The sequence below is a fragment of the Maribacter sp. 6B07 genome (genome assembly GCF_002700155.1).
In the GTDB taxonomy this organism is placed as follows: Bacteria; Bacteroidota; Bacteroidia; order Flavobacteriales; family Flavobacteriaceae; genus Maribacter; species Maribacter dokdonensis.
On sequence record NZ_PDUT01000002.1, the window covers coordinates 76878 to 95457 of the forward strand.

The 18580-nt window shown below is 37.5% G+C and carries 14 protein-coding genes; 4 read left to right on the forward strand and 10 right to left on the reverse strand.

Annotated elements, in window-relative coordinates; all coding sequences use genetic code 11:
- Positions 1 to 26 precede the first annotated feature (26 nt).
- Both CSC80_RS10190 and CSC80_RS10195 read left to right on the forward strand, forming a co-directional pair.
- A complete protein-coding gene (locus CSC80_RS10190) occupies positions 27 to 1250 on the forward strand; it encodes a multidrug effflux MFS transporter (RefSeq protein ID WP_099191576.1) in 1224 nt (407 codons plus the stop codon).
- A 161-nt stretch (positions 1251 to 1411) separates the two neighbouring features.
- Complete coding sequence (locus tag CSC80_RS10195) at positions 1412 to 3130, forward strand: hypothetical protein (RefSeq protein ID WP_099192296.1); 1719 nt, start codon at positions 1412 to 1414, stop codon at positions 3128 to 3130.
- Positions 3131 to 3202: 72 nt separating this feature from the next.
- Here the strand turns inward: CSC80_RS10195 and acs are convergent, their stop codons facing one another.
- From acs to nagB, 9 genes are all read right to left on the reverse strand, one after another.
- Complete coding sequence (gene acs, locus CSC80_RS10200; protein WP_099191578.1) at positions 3203 to 5110, reverse strand: acetate--CoA ligase; 1908 nt, start codon at positions 5108 to 5110, stop codon at positions 3203 to 3205.
- Between the two features lie 72 nt (positions 5111 to 5182).
- Entirely contained in the window at positions 5183 to 6877 is a 1695-nt protein-coding gene (locus CSC80_RS10205; protein WP_099191580.1) for a sodium:solute symporter family protein, read from the reverse strand.
- Between the two features lie 23 nt (positions 6878 to 6900).
- A complete protein-coding gene (locus CSC80_RS10210) occupies positions 6901 to 7161 on the reverse strand; it encodes a DUF4212 domain-containing protein (RefSeq protein ID WP_099191582.1) in 261 nt (86 codons plus the stop codon).
- Positions 7162 to 7293: 132 nt separating this feature from the next.
- Positions 7294 to 8370 carry an anhydro-N-acetylmuramic acid kinase gene (locus CSC80_RS10215; RefSeq protein ID WP_099191584.1) on the reverse strand — a complete coding sequence of 359 codons (1077 nt, stop codon included), beginning with the start codon at positions 8368 to 8370 and terminating at the stop codon, positions 7294 to 7296.
- Positions 8357 to 9208: a type II CAAX endopeptidase family protein gene (locus CSC80_RS10220; protein WP_099191586.1), complete on the reverse strand. Its 852-nt coding sequence runs from the start codon at positions 9206 to 9208 to the stop codon at positions 8357 to 8359. The genes CSC80_RS10215 and CSC80_RS10220 overlap by 14 nt, the downstream gene beginning before the upstream one ends.
- 6 nt (positions 9209 to 9214) lie before the next feature.
- Complete coding sequence (locus tag CSC80_RS10225) at positions 9215 to 10771, reverse strand: glycoside hydrolase family 3 N-terminal domain-containing protein (protein ID WP_099191588.1); 1557 nt, start codon at positions 10769 to 10771, stop codon at positions 9215 to 9217.
- Complete coding sequence (locus CSC80_RS10230) at positions 10764 to 12038, reverse strand: MFS transporter (RefSeq protein WP_099191590.1); 1275 nt, start codon at positions 12036 to 12038, stop codon at positions 10764 to 10766. Before CSC80_RS10230 ends, CSC80_RS10225 begins: the two co-directional genes overlap by 8 nt.
- A 1-nt stretch (position 12039) precedes the next feature.
- Positions 12040 to 13557, reverse strand: coding sequence for a family 10 glycosylhydrolase (locus tag CSC80_RS10235; RefSeq protein ID WP_099191592.1), 1518 nt, complete (start codon positions 13555 to 13557; stop codon positions 12040 to 12042).
- Between the two features lie 82 nt (positions 13558 to 13639).
- Positions 13640 to 15568, reverse strand: coding sequence for a glucosamine-6-phosphate deaminase (gene nagB, locus CSC80_RS10240; protein ID WP_071341786.1), 1929 nt, complete (start codon positions 15566 to 15568; stop codon positions 13640 to 13642).
- Positions 15569 to 15768: 200 nt separating this feature from the next.
- Here nagB and CSC80_RS10245 point away from each other — a divergent pair, with 200 nt between their 5' ends.
- Entirely contained in the window at positions 15769 to 16518 is a 750-nt protein-coding gene (locus tag CSC80_RS10245; RefSeq protein WP_099191594.1) for a DeoR/GlpR family DNA-binding transcription regulator, read from the forward strand.
- Between the two features lie 4 nt (positions 16519 to 16522).
- A complete protein-coding gene (gene murQ / locus CSC80_RS10250; protein ID WP_099191596.1) occupies positions 16523 to 17335 on the forward strand; it encodes an N-acetylmuramic acid 6-phosphate etherase in 813 nt (270 codons plus the stop codon).
- 70 nt (positions 17336 to 17405) lie between these two features.
- Here the strand turns inward: murQ and CSC80_RS10255 are convergent, their stop codons facing one another.
- Entirely contained in the window at positions 17406 to 18527 is a 1122-nt protein-coding gene (locus CSC80_RS10255) for a PQQ-dependent sugar dehydrogenase (RefSeq protein WP_099191598.1), read from the reverse strand.
- Between the last annotated feature and the right edge of the window lie 53 nt (positions 18528 to 18580).

Below are 18580 nucleotides of genomic sequence, written 5' to 3' on the forward strand. Positions count from 1 at the left end.
GCATGGTTAAGCCGTATTTTTGCACAATGCAGAATGAACAAGTAAAGCCAAATTTTGAATTTGTAGCCTTAATGGCTTCTTTAATGTCAATTGTTGCCTTAACAATTGATGCCATTTTACCGGCTATGGCAGACATAGGTATAGCTATCAATAGTTTAGATCCAACCCGGAATCAACTATTGGTAACCATGATATTTTTGGGATTGGGGGTAGGTCAACTTTTTTTCGGACCACTTTCAGATAGTTTAGGTAGAAAGCCCATTGTTTATTTAGGTTTTACGGTGTTTCTTATTGCTAGTGTTATTTGCTTGTTGGCTCCAAATCTTGAAATTATGTTGCTGGGGCGTATTTTGCAAGGTATTGGGTTATCTGCTCCAAGAACAATCAGTATATCCATAATTCGTGATACTTATAGAGGAGATTACATGGCAAAAATTATGTCATTTGTTACGGCATTTTTTATTTTGGTACCCGTAGTTGCTCCGGCTATAGGTAAAGGGGTAATGGAGTATACTGGATGGGAAGGAATTTTTTATATGCAATTGTTTTTTGCTCTTGTTGTAGGTATCTGGTTTTATAAAAGACAGGAAGAAACGTTGAAACCCCAACATAAAGTGCCATTTTCTTTTCATGTTTTTGTTAGAGGTACCAAAGAGATTTTTAAATATAAAGAAACTGTTTCGTGTACCATGATTTCGGGTTTGATCACAGGATCCTTCTTAGTGTACTTAAGCTCTGCGCAACACGTGTTTGAAGAACTTTATGGTTTAACAGATACATTTCCATATGTATTTGCAGGTTTGGCATTGTCCGTTGGTTTTTCAACATTAATGAACGGTACATTGGTATTGCGTTTTGGGATGCGTAATCTCTCTTTTGCCGCACTGGTTGCCTTTACGGTAATTGCTTTGTCTTACAGTTTACTGTTCTTGAATTCTCAAAACCCGAGTATAACGATACTATTGATATTTCTTTCGTTACAATTTTTATGTTTAGGTTTTATCTGGGGTAATATGCGATCTATTGCTATGGAGCCAATTGGGCACATTGCAGGAATAGGTGCTGCCATAACAGGATTCATTTCTACAATTCTGTCCATTCCTATTTCTATATTTGTGGGAAGTTTTATTGAGGATTCTGTTTGGGCACTGTTTGCTGGTTTAGGGGTATGCGGCTTAATTTCGGTAGTGTTGTTTATGTCTTTTAAAACCAGGCCCTTGTTCGCGAATAATCATGCCTTCTCTAAGTAATCTTTGTAAAAGCGTCTAATTGTTGCTTAAGGTTTTAAATTTTTAGAGTTTTTGTTATCTATACGCTTTTTAAGGCTATTCGTACGTTAATTGGTTGATTTTCAGAACTGTGAATTTATATTGTGAATGTTATGTTATAATAAATAATAATGTTTACAGCTATGAAAAATCCTTTTCTCTATGTGCTAATACTATGGCTTGTTTTTGTAGCATGTAAGAATAGGGGAAATACGCACGATATTTCAAACAGACCTTTTATAGCTTGTGCGCCTATTACAACAGATTTATCGTGGTATCAATCTGATAATATAGCTCCATTGATCGATGGTTTGGATGTAATGGAGTTTCCCGTAACTACTAATGATAGGCTGGCTCAAAAATATATTAATCAGGGCATGGTATTGGCTTATGGATTCAACCATGCAGAAGCGGCAAGGTCTTTTTATTATGCAACTAAATTGGATCCTGATTGCGCAATGGCATACTGGGGTTTTGCCTATGTTTTGGGTCCAAATTATAATGCGGGCATGGAGCCGGATAATTACCAAAGAGCGTATGATGCTGTTCAAAAGGCAAAAGAATTAGCGAGTAAGAATGCATCTCAAAAAGAAAAGGATTTAATTAATGCCTTATCCAAAAGATATGTTCAATTCCCGGTCGAGGATAGAAGTGAACTTGATCTAGAATATTCAAATGCGTTACGGGAAGTTTATAATAAGTATTCATATGATGCAGATGTAGCTGCCTTATATGCCGAATCTATCATGGATATGTTTCCTTTTGATTTGTGGGATGAATATGGAAATCCAAGAGAAAGAACAAATGAAATTGTTCAAGTTGTAAATAAAGCTTTGGAAATAGATCCAAAACATCTGGGTGCCCATCATTTTAAAATTCATATGCTTGAAGCATCCTTGCACCCAGATGGAGCTTTGGAAAGTGCCAAAATTTTTGACGAAGGTCTGGTGCCTGGCGCTGGACACCTTATTCACATGCCTTCTCATGTTTATATAAGAACGGGTGATTATCATAAAGGTACTTTGGCAAATTTGCGGGCTGTGGTAGTAGATAGCAATTATGTGGCTGCTTGCAATGCCCAAGGTGCATACCCAATAGCCTATTTTCCCCATAACTATCATTTTTTGGCTGCTACCGCTGCGTTGGAAGGAAATAGTAGTTTGGCGTTAAATGCTTCGTACAATGTAGCAAAACATTCAAGTACTACCTTAATGAAAGAGCCGGGCTGGGGAACACTGCAACATTTTTACACGATACCGTTTTATATTAGTGTAAAGTTTGGTAAATGGGAAGAAATATTGGAATTGGAGAATGAGGTACCTTCTTTAAAATACCCTGCCGCAATTCTTAATTATGCACGTGGTATGGCTTTTTTAAGTTTAGGTGAAATGGAAAAAGCAAAAAAAGAATTATACTCTTTGGAAACTTTTGCGAAAGATGAAAGTTTAAAAGAAATAACCATTTGGGATATTAATACCGTTTCGGTATTGGTTCAAATTGCCAGAAATGTTTTAAAAGCTGAGATTTTGGCAAAGGAATTTAAATATTCTGAAAGTATATCATTGTTACGCGAAGCGATTGAAATAGAAGATGGATTAAATTATAATGAACCGCCAGATTGGTTTTTTTCAGTAAGACATCACCTTGGAGCAATTCAAATAGAAGCTGGGTTGTACAATGATGCAGTAAGTACGTACAAAGAAGATTTGCTGAGGCTACCTAAAAACGGATGGGCGCTACACGGTTTAAAACTGGCTTACGAAAACTTAAACAATCAGGATAAGGTGAAAGAGGTTGAACTGCTAAGAAAGCAAAGTTGGGAAAATGCCGATATTGTTTTGACCACCTCTCGTGTCAAATAAAATTCGCCAAACCCATTTTTTCAATGAGCTTGACGAACTTGGTTTAAATAAAGTATGTGTTGTAATTGTAAACTATAGTGCATTGTCCATAATTTCTTGAACAACTTCTGGGTTTAAAAGTGTACTGGTATCTCCTAAATTACTAGTGTCGTTGCTGGCGATTTTGCGTAATATTCTTCGCATAATTTTACCACTTCGAGTTTTTGGCAGACCAGATACAAATTGAATTTTATCCAATTTGGCAATAGGACCTACATGTTCTGTAATTTGCTGGTTGATCTCTTTTCTTAAATTTTCACGATCTCTACTTTCACCAGTTTCCTTAAGAATAACATAGCCATAAAGTGCATTTCCTTTTATATCATGTGGGAAACCTACAATAGCGGATTCCGCAACAGCAGGATGTTCGTTAATAGAATCCTCAATAGGAGCGGTACCCAAATTGTGACCAGAGACAATGATTACATCATCTACACGACCTGTAATTCTGTAATACCCAACGGCATCTCTCAACGCACCATCACCTGTAAAATACATGTTTTCAAAGGCAGAAAAATAGGTATCCCTGTACCGGTCATGATTGCCCCATACCGTTCTTGCAATAGACGGCCATGGGAATTTAATGCACAGCCTACCATCGACTTGATTGCCTTTTATTTCTTTACCATTCTCATCCATTAGTGCCGGTTGAATGCCAATAAATGGTAAAGTCGCGTATGTAGGCGTAGTTGGTGTTACGTAAGGTATTGGTGTAATCATTATTCCGCCTGTCTCCGTTTGCCACCAAGTATCCACTATAGGGCTGTTTTTTTTGCCAACATTGTTGTTGTACCAATGCCATGCTTCCTCATTTATGGGTTCACCTACTGAGCCTAACACTTTAAGGCTGGATAAGTCATGTTTTTCAACGAAATCTAAATTTTCTTTTGCCAAAGCTCTAATGGCCGTTGGCGCGGTATAAAACTGATTAACTTTATGTTTTTCTACAACCTCCCAAAAACGTCCGTAATCTGGGTAGGAAGGAACTCCCTCAAACATTAATGTGGTTGCTCCATTGGCAAGTGGACCGTACACTATATACGAGTGCCCGGTTATCCAACCTATATCAGCAGTACACCAGTAGACATCATTTTCTCTATATTGAAATACGTTTTTAAATGTATAGGCGGTATATACCATATAACCTGCAGTGGTATGTACCATTCCTTTGGGGGTACCGGTTGATCCGGAGGTGTACAGTATAAATAATGGATCTTCGGCATCCATGATTTCTGCAACACAATCTGCATAAGCTTCGTCCAATAAGGGTTGTAACCATTTGTCCCTGCCATCTAGCATGTCTATTTTGGTTCCTGTGCGTTTGGTCACTAAAACATTGGCTACACCAGGGCACCCTTCCAATGCTTTGTCGACAATTCCTTTTAGGTCGATAGATTTACTACCTCGAAAAGAACCATCCGCAGTTATGACAACCTTACAATCAGAATCATTGATCCGTGTTGCTAGGGCATTTGAAGAAAATCCTGCAAATACAACGGAATGTATGGCGCCAATACGTGCACATGCCAATAATGCGACAGATAGCTCAGGAATCATTGGAAGATAAATACAGACACGATCTCCTTTTTTTACGCCATGGTCCAATAAAACATTTGCCATGCGGCAAACTCTCTCGTGCAATTGCCTGTAGGTGATATGAAGAGCTTCTTCTTTAGGATTGTTAGGTTCAAATATGATGGCGGTTTTGTCACCTCTTGTGGGTAAATGCCTGTCTAAACAATTTTCAGTGATGTTGAGTTTTGCACCTTCAAACCATTTTATTTCGGGCTTTTTAAAATCCCAGCTCAAAACATTGTCCCAGCGCTTGCGCCAGACAAAATGCTCCTCTGCAATCTCTTCCCAAAATGCTTCGGGATTTCTGATCGATTTTCTATAGACTTGATAGTATTCCTCAAGATGTTTAATGTGGTAATTACTCATGGTATGCGTTAATTAATATGCAAAGGTTGTTGAGGCCTTTGGTCGTTGTTGTTTCTAATTGATTTATGTTGTTTAATGTCCCGTAGCTTCACCTGCACCACTGGGTATTCTAATATTTTCTACAATTTCTTGAACATCTTCTGGAGGTTCAGGAGTAAATTGCAGTATAATAATGGCTACTATAAAATTAGCGATCATTGCAATGCTACCAAAACCTTCTGGTGAAATTCCAAACCACCAATCGTCTGATGTTCCGCCCCCAAACCAACCGAATTTAAATTTGGTCATATAGAAGAGCATAAGTAAGATGCCGACGACCATGCCGCCAATGGCGCCTTCTTTGTTCATTTTTTTGTAAAATATACCAAGTACGATTGCCGGAAAAAAAGATGCGGCAGCAAGACCAAATGCCAGGGCGACAACTGCAGCTACAAAACCTGGCGGATTTATACCAAAGTACCCTGCAATTATTACGGCAATGGTGGCCGATCCCCTTGCGACCCATAATTCTGCCTTATCCGAGATGTTAGGTTTAAAGACTTTTTTGACCAAATCATGTGATACCGAGGCAGATATAACAAGCAATAGCCCTGCTGCCGTTGATAGGGCAGCCGCCAGACCGCCAGCGGCAACCAAAGCAATTACCCAAGCCGGTAGATCCGCAATTTCGGGGTTTGCCAATACCATAATATCATTGTCAATAGTCAATTCATTCTTTGACTTTTCAGCTACATATTGAATTTTGCCATCTTCATTTTTATCATCAAAAGATAATAGTCCGGTTTCTTCCCAATTTTTGAACCAAACAGGCATGTTTGAATATTCTTCATTACTGACCGTGTTGATGAGATTGGTTTTTGCAAATACGGAAACAGCCGGGGCCGTGGTGTATAAAATAGCGATTAGTAATAAGGCGAGTCCAGCAGATTTACGAGCATCTTTTACTTTTTTCACCGTAAAGAAGCGAACAATGACATGAGGTAAGCCTGCAGTGCCTACCATGAGAGCCAAGGTTATGGCAAAAATATCGGTGACAGATTTAGATCCATCGGTATATTCGTTGAAACCTAGTTCTGTAGATAATCCGTCTAGTTTATCCAATAAAAAAGTTCCAGACCCATCATTTAAGGTGGAGCCCATTCCTAATTGAGGTATAGGATTTCCTGTCATTTGTATGGATATGAAAATTGCAGGAACCATAAAGGCGAAAATCAGCACACAGTATTGTGCTACTTGGGTATAGGTAATGCCTTTCATTCCACCTAACACGGCATAGAATAATACGATGATCATTCCTATAATCACCCCCGTATTGATATCTACTTGAAGAAATCTTGAGAATACTACACCTACACCGCGCATTTGTCCTGCCACATAAGTAAAAGATACGATCAGTGCACAGATCACAGCTACAATTCTAGCCGTTTTTGAGTAGTAGCGGTCACCAATAAAATCCGGAACGGTGAATTTCCCGAACTTTCTAAGATAGGGAGCAAGTAATAGGGCCAAAAGCACATATCCGCCTGTCCATCCCATTAAATATACAGAACCATCATAGCCAGCAAAAGAGATGATGCCTGCCATAGAGATAAATGAAGCTGCCGACATCCAATCTGCTGCGGTGGCCATACCATTGGCTAATGGAGAAACACCGCCACCCGCAACATAAAAATCTTTTGTAGAACCTGCGCGAGACCATATAGCTATACCTATGTATAGTGCAAAGGTGAGTCCTACTAAAATATATGTCCAGGTCTGTACACTCATTTTGTTAGTTTTAGTTGGTGTGATTAATCGTTGTATCCATATTTTTTATCCAATTTGTTCATGAGTCTTACATAAACAAAAATTAGGATGACAAAGATGTAAATAGACCCTTGTTGCGCAAACCAGAAGCCTAATTTGAATCCGCCGATCTTAATAGTGTCCAATGCTTCCTTAAATAAAATGCCAGCTCCAAATGATACAGCAAACCAAATGGTCAGCAAGATGAATAAATAACGTACATTTTCTTTCCAGTAAGCGGTAGCTTTCTTTTGTTTTTCAGACATTTTATATGCTATTTTAATGAGTGAATACGCTTAGCATGTACTAAAGCCGTATTCGTTTAAAACTTGTACCATGACAGAGCAAAGGCTCTATTATTTTAAATCACGATTATCAAGTAAATTAGGCATAAAAGTTTAATTAGGTATGAACAATACTCCACTTGATGAATCTTTTTTTGCTCCAGTTACAGATGAAAGTACATTTGTTAGTTGCTCAACTCTTAAAACGCCCATTAAAGCAAATACCAAAGCTTCTTTAAACTCTATAATTATTTTTTCGGGCACCACTACATTTGTGGTTTCGCCCAATTTAGCTTGTAATGTTTCGGTTAGAAAGGAGTTTAAAGCTCCGCCACCGGTTACCAATAATTCTTGGTTGTTGTGTTTAAAATTCAATTGAATCTGTTGTGCCACTTTATCGCAGATATGATGAATGCTGGTGTGTAACAAGTTCTCTAAGGTATCTTTGGTATCTTCAACAATGGGCACTACCTCGGCTAAAAACCACTCATACCCAATAGATTTTGGGTGTGGTAATAAATAGTACTCTAGACCATTTAACCTTTCTAACATGGTTTTGTTTATTTTGCCCTTGCGGGCTAGTTTACCGTCTTCGTCATATTCTAGATCCACCTTTCTGGTAATATAGTTGAGAATCATATTTGCTAAACCAATATCATAAGCTATTCGCTTTCCTTTTACATCAAAAGATATATTACTGATGCCACCTAAATTTAAACAGAAATCATATTGGTTAAAGAAAATACTATCTCCAATAGGTACTAAAGGGGCTCCTTGACCACCCAATGCCAAATCATTTGTTCTAAAATCACAGATGACTTTTATGCTGCAAGCATTTGCCAAATGCTGTCCTGAGCCAACTTGAAACGTAAGCCCCATCTCTGGTCTATGGTGAGTGGTATGACCATGACTGGCAATATAATCTACTGCCAACGAATAGTCGTTAACAAAGGTCAAAACCTGTTCTCCTAGCCAAGTACCATAGGTGTTATGTAATTCTATAAGTTTTTCTGCAGATAAATCAATGGCATTTTTTAAGGTGTTCAACATTTCAGTTGAATACTTAATGCTCTTGGTTTCTTTGATTTCAAATTGCCAAGTTCCTTTTTTCTCCCAAATGTGACAGTAAGCTAAATCAAGGCCATCTAATGATGTGCCTGACATGAGACCGATAATTTTATATGTTTTCATTTTTGATGGGTTGCCGTTTTTTTACTTGATAATAATAAATGATCAGTGCTGCCAGTGTTAGTTCTGTTATTAATGAAAAAATAGAGCCTTCAAAACCGAATTGCCCTCCGTTCATCATATTATTTTCTGGAACAGTGAACTCTATGATACTATAGATATCTTGCCCGCTTACATTAAAGCCGAACAAGGATTGAAATAGATTCCAACTAAAATGGAAGGCTATAGGGTACCATAAATTTTTTGTGTAGATGTATGAGACCCCCAGTGCAATTCCTGCTAAAAAAAGGCCTGTTAAACTGAAAAGACTAATATTTGGATTTGCTCCATGAGCTATGGCGAACACTATAGAAGAAATTATAAGTGCGATATACTTGTTAAAGGATAGCATAAGGTTCTTTAGAATATACCCTCTAAAAAGAACTTCTTCTAAAATGGCTACAAGTATGAACAGTAATGTGGTATAGATTAACTCTAATACATCAAAGTTATATTCAGTATAGATAATTTCCTCGGCAGCCCATAAACTAACATAGGCCAACCCCATTATGACCAACCCAAGTAGAGTACCTATTATAATATCGTTTTTTCTGTTTTTAATCTGAAGCCCAACGTCCATAAAATTTTGCTTGTCCATATATTTCATGAAAATCCAGACTAAAAGTAGCGTTCCTAAAAACGAGAAAAATGTCATGATTAGTTGCTGAAGAGAGGATTTTTGAAAATCGTTATCACCAAATGGAATACCGGCAACGAAAGCACCGGCAACATGAAATAGACCAACTATTATAAAATATGGAAATATCAATGCAATTACTCTAGCCCACCCACTATGATTCATAAGACTTTAATTTAGTTTTACAGGTAATTTTCCTTTTGCCTCTAATGTACCCATAAAATGTGCTGTGGCAACGTCTTGAAACTCTTTGAAATTCTGATAAGCAATTACGGTAGCCATTGTTTTATCCGTTTTAAAAGATTGTAGAGCATATGGGTTTCCAAAATGATATAGGACCACTTTTTTGGTAGTGATTAAATCATTTAAAAAATCTATTTCCTCTTGAAGAAAACCAAAATTATTGGTTGGTTTTATTTGAGGAGGAGTTAGCAGCAAAAGAATCTCGGTTTCATTTTCAACTTCTTTTCGCATTGCCATAACATTTTTAACAATATCTTGGTTCGTTTGATCTGTGGTAAATCTTTTAAGTGTCAATGTGCAGAAATTGGTTGTTCTAAAATGTTCAATACCTTGCGCAGTGCCATTATGTAAGGTGATTGATCGCTCCGCTATTTGTTTGTTCAGAGCACTTGGGTCTGTTAATTCTAGAGTGGAATCAACTTCTGATATTGCCTTTGCTTTCAGTTTCCAAATACGTTCTATACTCTTGTTAATTTGTGCTTCCGATGCATTTTTTAAAATACATTGAATGCCTTCTTCTATATGCTCGGCAAAGCATAAAACGTCATTACCTGCATTAAAGGCCATCCATTCCAATTCTCCTTTGGTTGGGTAGTTTTTAGATACTGCATGCATGTTCAAGGCATCTGAAATGACTACTCCGTCAAAGCCCATTTCATGCCTTAATACACCGGTTATTATATCTTTATTAATGCTAGATGGTAATTCTGGGCTAGTGGTTAGTGCAGGCACGGATAAATGACCTACCATCACCGAATCTACATCTTCATCTATTAATTTTTGAAAAGGGTAGAGCTCTGTCTCCAATAACTCGGCTTTTGTTTTCTCTATAACAGGAAGCCCCAAATGTGAATCTGTAGCCGTGTCTCCATGTCCGGGAAAATGCTTAATGCTTGTGAGTATACCTTCGGACTGGGTTCCTTTTACAAATGCTTTTGACAATGTGATTAATTGTTCTTTGTCATCACCAAAGGATCTATACCCAATTACAGGGTTGTTAGGGTTTACGTTGACATCTACTACAGGAGAAAGATTCCAATGTATTCCTGCGGCTTTACAATCTTTGGCAATGTTCTGGCCTACTTTAAATACTAAGTCTTTATTGTCCTTATTGGCTCCTAAGGTAATGGCGTACGGATATTGGGGGGTGTTTTCTATGCGCATGGCCAAACCCCATTCCGCATCAATGGAAATCAATAGGGGGTAAGTAGCCGCTTTTTGATATCTTTTGATGAGGTTTTTTAAAGTTTCAAAACTATTTTCATTGACAACAATTTTCTTTTTGCCTTCAAAGTTAGTTGCCGCACTTGCCCGAGAATGAAAAAAACAAAGCCCGCCAACATGGTGTTCAGAAATTAATTTTTCTAGCTGCTGTATTTCTTCTTCGGTATCATTTATAAAAGCTGCGGGCATAAATAATTGACCAACTTTTTCTGAAAGTGAAAGTTGCTTTAAAGCTTTATTTGTAGGTAGTAATCTATTCATTGGTAACCGTTGTTTTTTTGCCGAAATCTGCTGGGTAGGTAATAAATTTTAAAAGTAAGAGTGCTGGTAGGGCCGCAATGACTACCCATACAAAAAAGCCGTCATACCCCAGCCATTGCTGCATGTAACCGCTGATCATACCGGGTAGCATCATCCCTAAGGCCATAAAACCGGTGGCAATGGCGTAGTGAGATGTTTTAGATTTGCCCTCGGCAATGTAAATGAGGTACATTAAAAAGGCAGCAAAACCGAAACCATATCCAAATTTTTCAAAAACCACTGTTGCCGTAACGGCATAGATACTTGTAGTATTGGTCATGGCCAAAACGGCATAAAGAATATTAGGCAGGTTCAATGAAAGTACCATGGGTAACATCCATTTTTTTAAACCATCGCGTGAAATTAAGATACCCCCCAATATACCGCCAACTGAAAGAAAAATAACTCCTACGGTACCGAAAATAGTTCCTAATTGTTCCGTAGAATATCCTAATCCGCCTTTATCAGGTGAGTCCAATAAAAAAGGGGACGCCATTTTTACCAATTGTGATTCACCTAAACGGTACGTAAGAATAAAAGCTAACGCAATACCTATGCCCGGTTTTTTAAAGAATGATGCAAATACCTCTAAAAAGCCTGCTGGTTTTTCTTTATCCTCCGTATTTTCAGATTCATATTTTGGTGTAACAAAAAAGTTGGCAACAGTCATGATCAACATTAAAAAAGCGGCAGCTGACATGGTTATGCTCCAAGCTTTGGTGTTGTCGCCATATTTGTTTTCTAAGAAACCGGCAAGTACAACTATTAAACCTTCCCCCGTTACCATGGCAAGTCTGTAGAAAGTACTTCTCATACCAACAAAGAACGATTGTTTTTTTTCTGTTAAGCCAAGCATGTAATATCCATCTGAAGCAATGTCATTGGTGGCAGAGGCAAATGCAGCCATCCAGAAACAGGCCAAAGATGAAACAAAGAACATATTAGTGGGCAATGTTAAGCCCACACCTAACAATGCAATAGCTATTAATAGTTGCATGCTTAAAAACCACTTTCGTTTGGTGCTTTTTAAATCAACGAACGGACTCCATAATGGTTTAAGTACCCATGGTAAATAGAGAATACTGGTGTATAGGCCTATGTCTTCATTGCTGACCCCTAATTTTTTGTACATGATTACGGAAACCGTAACTACCAATACATAGGGTAAACCTTGTGTGAAATAAAGCACAGGTACCCATGCCCAAGCTCCTTTGTCTTTTTGTACCATACTACTTATTCACTTGTTTTAAATTAATAATTATTGGAGTGGTCTCTTTACCGTAAACATCTATGAAACTAATGGCGTTGTACTTTTTCTTCAACTGGTCAAGTGGTATGTTTAGGCTTGTGTTATTGTTCTCAACATAAATTTTCGATCTTAATTTCTTTATGTCATAGGTGTCTTTTACCCTTATGCCAGATGAGTAGACTAAAGCAAATCTTATATTGTTCAAGTCATTGAACTCTAGTATTAATTCGGTATCGTTTTTACTTGCACTTACCAATTTTGGTGTTTTTACCGTGTGGTTTTTGGCCAAGCCAGAAATAGGATTCAATGCTGGTCTCTTATAGTTTTTTTTGTGAATATATTCTACCACATCATCTTTGTCAGTCATTAATGATTTGGCACTGAACATGATATTGCCTTGTATTTGTGGTGTGTTACGCGCCAACTCTAATTGCATGGGCAATTCTTTTTTTTCTTCCCAAGCTTTATCGCTGTTATTTCTAATTTTATAAGGTCCGTTACCAACATATAGATTAGTGTTATAGTTGTTCTTTGCCCACCAATCAACAATTTTTCTGTGCGATGCTACAGGTAGATCCATACTCCAGTATACTTGGGGTGCTAAATAATCTATCCAACCTTTTTCCATCCAAAGTAATGGGTCGGCATACAAATCTTCATAAGTAGTTTGTCCTGCTTTGGTGTCAGAACCTTTTGGATCTGTACTATTATTTTTCCAAACCCCAAACGGACTTATACCAAACTGAACCCAAGGTTTAATTGATTTTATGGTTTCGTGAGACTGTCTTACTAAAGAGTCAATATTACTACGTCTCCAATCATCTAATTTTTGATGCTCTTGTGCGTACATTTTAAAGGCGACTGAGTCATCAAAAACTTCATTTAAAACCTTGTAAGGATAAAAATAATCATCAAAATGGATGGCATCTACATCATAATTAGTCACCAACTCCGCTATAATATTTGAAAAATGGTTGCGAACTTCTGGCAAACCTGGGTTGTAATAATTTTTCTTGCCGTAATGTACGATCCATTCCGGATGGGTACAGTAGTCATGGGTTTCTGATAATACTTCAAAATTTTCATCGAAAGTTGCCCTGTACGGATTTAACCATGCATGGAACTCCATGCCTCTTTCATGGGTTTCGTTGATCATCCATTCTAGGACGTCTGTATTCCATTTAGGGGCTGTGCCTTCTTCGCCTGTTAAAAATCGTGAATATGGTGCGTAATCAGATTGGTAAAAGGCATCGCCGGCTGCACGTACTTGAACTATAACGGCGTTATAATTCTCTCTTTCATAAAAATCTAAAATCTTTAAAAAATCGGTTTTTTGTTTTTCTGCGGAATCATTGCCATTCTTTGGCCAATCTATATTGACCACAGTAGCGACCCAAACCCCTCTAAATTCTCTTTTAGGGTATTTTTCATATGACTTAAAAATGCCACATGAATTAAGAATAAATAGTAAAGCAAATAGTGTTAGCTGTTTTATCATAAAGTTGAAGCCGATTAGATGACTTTTAACAAAAAAGGCCCATTTTAATTTTAAAAATAGGCCTTTTAATTCAATTCAGTTGTTAGTTGAATTTATGTCTTACAAAGGCTTCCATTGCTGCATATGATGATAAGCCCATTGCTTTGTATTTATTAGCGGTATCCCGATTTCTTTCTTCGGCGCGCATCCAGAATTCTCTTGAATCATCTCCTTGAAACATTACACCATCTTTTTGGGATTGGTGACAGAAAATAGCATTACGCTTTTTCAAAACCTGACCCGGACTCATTGGTACTGCCATTTCAATTTCATTGATGTCCCATTCATGCCAAGCACCTCTATAAAGCCATAACCAACAATCTTTCATAAAGTCTTCGGTCTTTAGTTTTTCGCAGGCTGCAAACACTGCATCTAAACAAACTTTGTGCGTGCCGTGTGGATCGGCAAGATCACCAGCTGCATATATTTGATGGGGTTTTATATCGCTTATAATATTGGCGACAATGGTAATGTCTTCATCAGAGAGATTTTTCTTTTTTATGGTGCCCGTTTCATAGAAAGGCAGATCTAAAAAATGCACATTTTCATCTTGTAACCCCATGTATCTTGTTGCTGCATAAGATTCTCCTCTTCTTATCTTGCCCTTTAAATTTCGAACTTCTGGCGAGTCTATACGGGTTTCATTCTTTTCCGAAAGAGATTTGATGATTTTATTAGCTTCGTCTGACGGACTGATATGTAAAGCTATTTCTGCATATTTCCTGGCGTCTGTATCAGAAACCGCTATGTTACCAGAGGTTTGATATACAATATGCACCTCATGGCCTTGTTCTACAAGCCTGTCAAACGTACCACCCATTGATATGACATCATCATCTGGGTGCGGACTAAATATTATCACTCTCTTTTTTGCAGGAGTGGCACGTTCTGGGCGGTGAGTGTCATCTGCGTTAGGTTTTCCTCCAGGCCAACCTGTTATGGTATGTTGCAGTTTGTTGAACATTTCAATGTTCAGGTTATAAGCATCATTTAGAGCCAATAAGTCTGCCATACCGTTATCGTTGTAATCTTTATCGGTTAAACTTAAAATCGTTTTTCCGGTAGTCTCACAAAGCCAAACGATAGCTTTAGCTTTCAATTCTTCTGTCCATTCACAGGCATCTACCAGCCAAGGAGTTTTGTTTTTTGTCAATTCGCTTCCGGCACCCGTATCAAGAACAAAGGTGCAATTGTCATGCTCTTGCAAATATGTTGCCGGTACGTGTGAAGATATTTCCCCTTCAATTGTTTTCTTAATAATGTTCGCCTTGTTTTGACCCCAACCTAATAAAACAATACGTTTAGCTTTTCTTACTGTTGAAATACCCATAGTAATGGCTTTTCTAGGTACATTGTCTATGCCTAAAAAAGAAGGTGCGGCATCTACTCGTGTAATATGATCTAATGTAATTACCCGAGTGCCGGAATTAAAGTGAGATCCAGGTTCATTAAAACCAATATGCCCTGTTCTGCCAATACCTAAAAGCTGAAAGTCCAGTCCGCCATGTTCTTTAATTTTACGCTCATAGCTTAAGCAGTAAGCCGTAGTTTCTTCATTGCTTACCGTGCCATCTGGAATGTGAATATTCTTTTCAGGTATATCTACATGATTAAATAGATGTTCGTGCATGAAGTAGAAATAACTTTGAATATTATTTGGCTCCATGGGTAAATATTCATCTAAGTTAAAAGTGATTACATTTTTAAAACTTAGACCTTCTTCCTTATGCATGCGAACCAACTCTTCATAGACCCTGATCGGTGACGATCCTGTGGCTAAACCCAAAACGCAATTTCTTTTTTGCCCTTGTCTCTTTTTTATTAAAGCTGCAATTTCATGAGCAACTTGAATAGAAGCTTCATTTGAATCTTGAAAGATTACATTATGAATTTTTTCAAACCTGGTTTCTTCGAATTGCCCAATGGGTTTATGACTAATGTCAATTTTGGAATCTATTACGGCGTTTTTCATTTGATATTGATGGGTTTTTGGATTTTTAAATCATGCAAATATATGCGTTATTTTTATTAACTGCAGTTTTTTGCAATAAATTTTGCGACTTTTTGCTGTTAATTTATCCTTAACTACACTTTACAATATATTAACGTCATAAAACGGCATCTGATAAAATTCGCTATATTTGCCATGTTTATTAGAAAATTGCCGTTAATATGTTAAAAGAGGAACGCCAACAAACCATTTTAAATGAGGTGGATCTGCACAATAGAATTCTTATCACAGATATTGCCGAGGCGTTAGATGTATCTATTGATACCATTAGGCGAGATGTAAAGGAGCTTGATGCGGAAAATAAGCTCAGAAAAGTACATGGTGGCGCCATTTCTATGGGTTATATGACCAATAGTGCAAGAAATACTAATATTTATAAATTAGAGGATAAAGTTACTATTGCAACCAAGGCAGTTGCCATGTTGCGAGATGGTGCGGTTATTTTTTTGGACGGAGGAACCACGTGTATGGAATTGGCACGAATAATACCTGAAAACTTAAATCTTACCTGTTTTACCATAAGTCTGCCCGTTGCCATGGAACTTTCTCATAAAGCCAATATTAATGTGATTTCTATTGGTGGTCAAATTTCAAAAGAAGCACAGATCGCTATTGGTGCAAATGCCATTCACCATATTTCTGAAATTAGGTTCGATTATAGTTTTATAGGAACGGGATATGTAGATGCTACCTTTGGCTTAACGGAGTTTGATTGGGATATCGTTCAAATAAAAAAAGCGATTATAAAAGCCTCTAAAAAAACTGTATTATTATCTATTTCAGAAAAATTAAATTCTCAGCATCGATATAAAACATGTGATATTAGTTCTATTAATACTATGATTACTGAATTGAACCCCGGTGATCTGTTATTGAAAGCCTTTAAAAATCACGATATAAAAATTATATAATTAAATGGATTATAAAAAAATCACCGAAACTCCTTCTAATCATAATAATTTGGAGTTAATGGATACCCAGACCATTCTTCAAAAAATGAACGAAGAGGATAAGAAAGTGGCAATGGCGGTAGAGAAAACTATTCCGCAGGTTACTAAGCTTGTAGATGCTTTGGCAGAACGTTTTGCAAAAGGAGGTAGGCTATTTTATATTGGGGCAGGAACCAGTGGGCGTTTAGGTATTCTTGACGCTTCTGAAATACCCCCAACTTTTGGTATGCCACATGAACGCGTAGTTGGTTTGATCGCAGGCGGAGATACGGCTATAAGAAAAGCTGTAGAAAATGCTGAAGACGCCATACAGCAGGCATGGGTAGATTTAATGATGCATGATATCAATGATACCGATGTTGTAGTCGGTATAGCGGCATCTGGTAGTACTCCTTATGTAATTGGGGGATTGGAAGATGCAAAGAAAAATGGAATTTTAACGGCTGCAATTACCAACAATCCTGGCGCTCCTATTGCAAAAATTGCGGATATTCCCATTGAAATTAATGTGGGACCTGAATTTCTGACCGGGAGCACTAGAATGAAAAGCGGTACATCTCAAAAATTAGTATTGAATATGATATCTACTGCCTTAATGATTAAAATAGGTAGGGTGAAGGGGAACAAGATGGTAAACATGCAATTGAGCAATGATAAGCTTGTTGATCGTGGTACTCGTTATATTATGGAAGGTCTTGATATTGATTATCCCGAAGCTGCTGCCTTATTGAAAAAGCATGGGTCTGTTAAACTGGCTATAGATGCTGGTAAACAATAAAGACGATGACTACTTCTAGCTAAAGAGAAAGCCTGAATATTTAAATTTATATTCAGGCTTTTTTTATGCTTTAGCTTTTCGGAATCAATTTATAGATTCCTTTTCCTTCAACAGCTACATAAATTAATCCGTCCGGACCTTCATGTACGGCACGAACTCTTCCCATACCGTCCATTAATTTTTCCCTAGCAATTACTTTGTTACCATCCAAAATCAATCGTTCTAAATATTGGAAAGCCAAAGATCCTACCAATATACTCCCTTTCCAGTTTTTGTAGATGTCACTAGTAACATAAGTCATGCCGCTAGGTGCAATAGAGGGTACCCAATAATGAATAGGCTGTTCCATACCTTTCATTTCGGTTTTATCTGTAATAGGTGTTCCGCCGTAATTAATGCCATAAGTAACTAATGGCCAACCATAATTTGCACCTTTTTTAATGATATTGATTTCATCGCCACCTCGCGGTCCGTGTTCATGGTCCCAAATTTCTCCTGTTTCGGGGTGCATGATCAAGCCTTGGGGATTTCGGTGTCCATAGCTATAAATAGCTGTTTTGGCACCTTTGACATCCTGAAAGGGATTGTCTGCGGGTATACGTCCATCATCGTGCAAACGGTATATTTTGCCTCCATCTCTTTTAATGTCTTGCGGGTTGGTATCCCTGTCGCCACGTTCACCTATAGAAAAGTATAGAAAACCGTTTTTGTCAAAGGCAATTCTAGATCCAAAATGTTGTCCTTTGGTAGTGTTAGGTGTTGCTTTGTACAATACTTGCTGTTCAGTCAATGAGTTGTTCTTTAATTTTCCTCTCATTATGGCAGTGTGCCCTCCTTTTTCCTTTCCTTCTACAGACGCATAGGTTAAATAGATCCAACCATTTTCTTTGTACTTTGGGTGCAATGCAATATCTAAAAGTCCGCCCTGGCCTCTATTATAAACTTCAGGAATATTACCGATTATCGATTTTTTGCCCTTGTTAAAATGTATCAATTTCCCTTCTTTTTCAGTGATTAATAAACTATTGTCGGGAAGGAATGTAAAGCCCCATGGAATCTGTAGCTGATCGATGAACAGCTCAGGGGTGAAAAACATCTCTTTTGGGGTATTTACTTTATTTTCAGGGTTTTGTGCGCAAGAAAAATTAAGCGTTACAACGAATAAAAGCGGGATGATAATACTATTTTTCATATTGAGGCGTTAGAAATATATTAAAGAACACGTGATTAAATTAAAGACAAAAT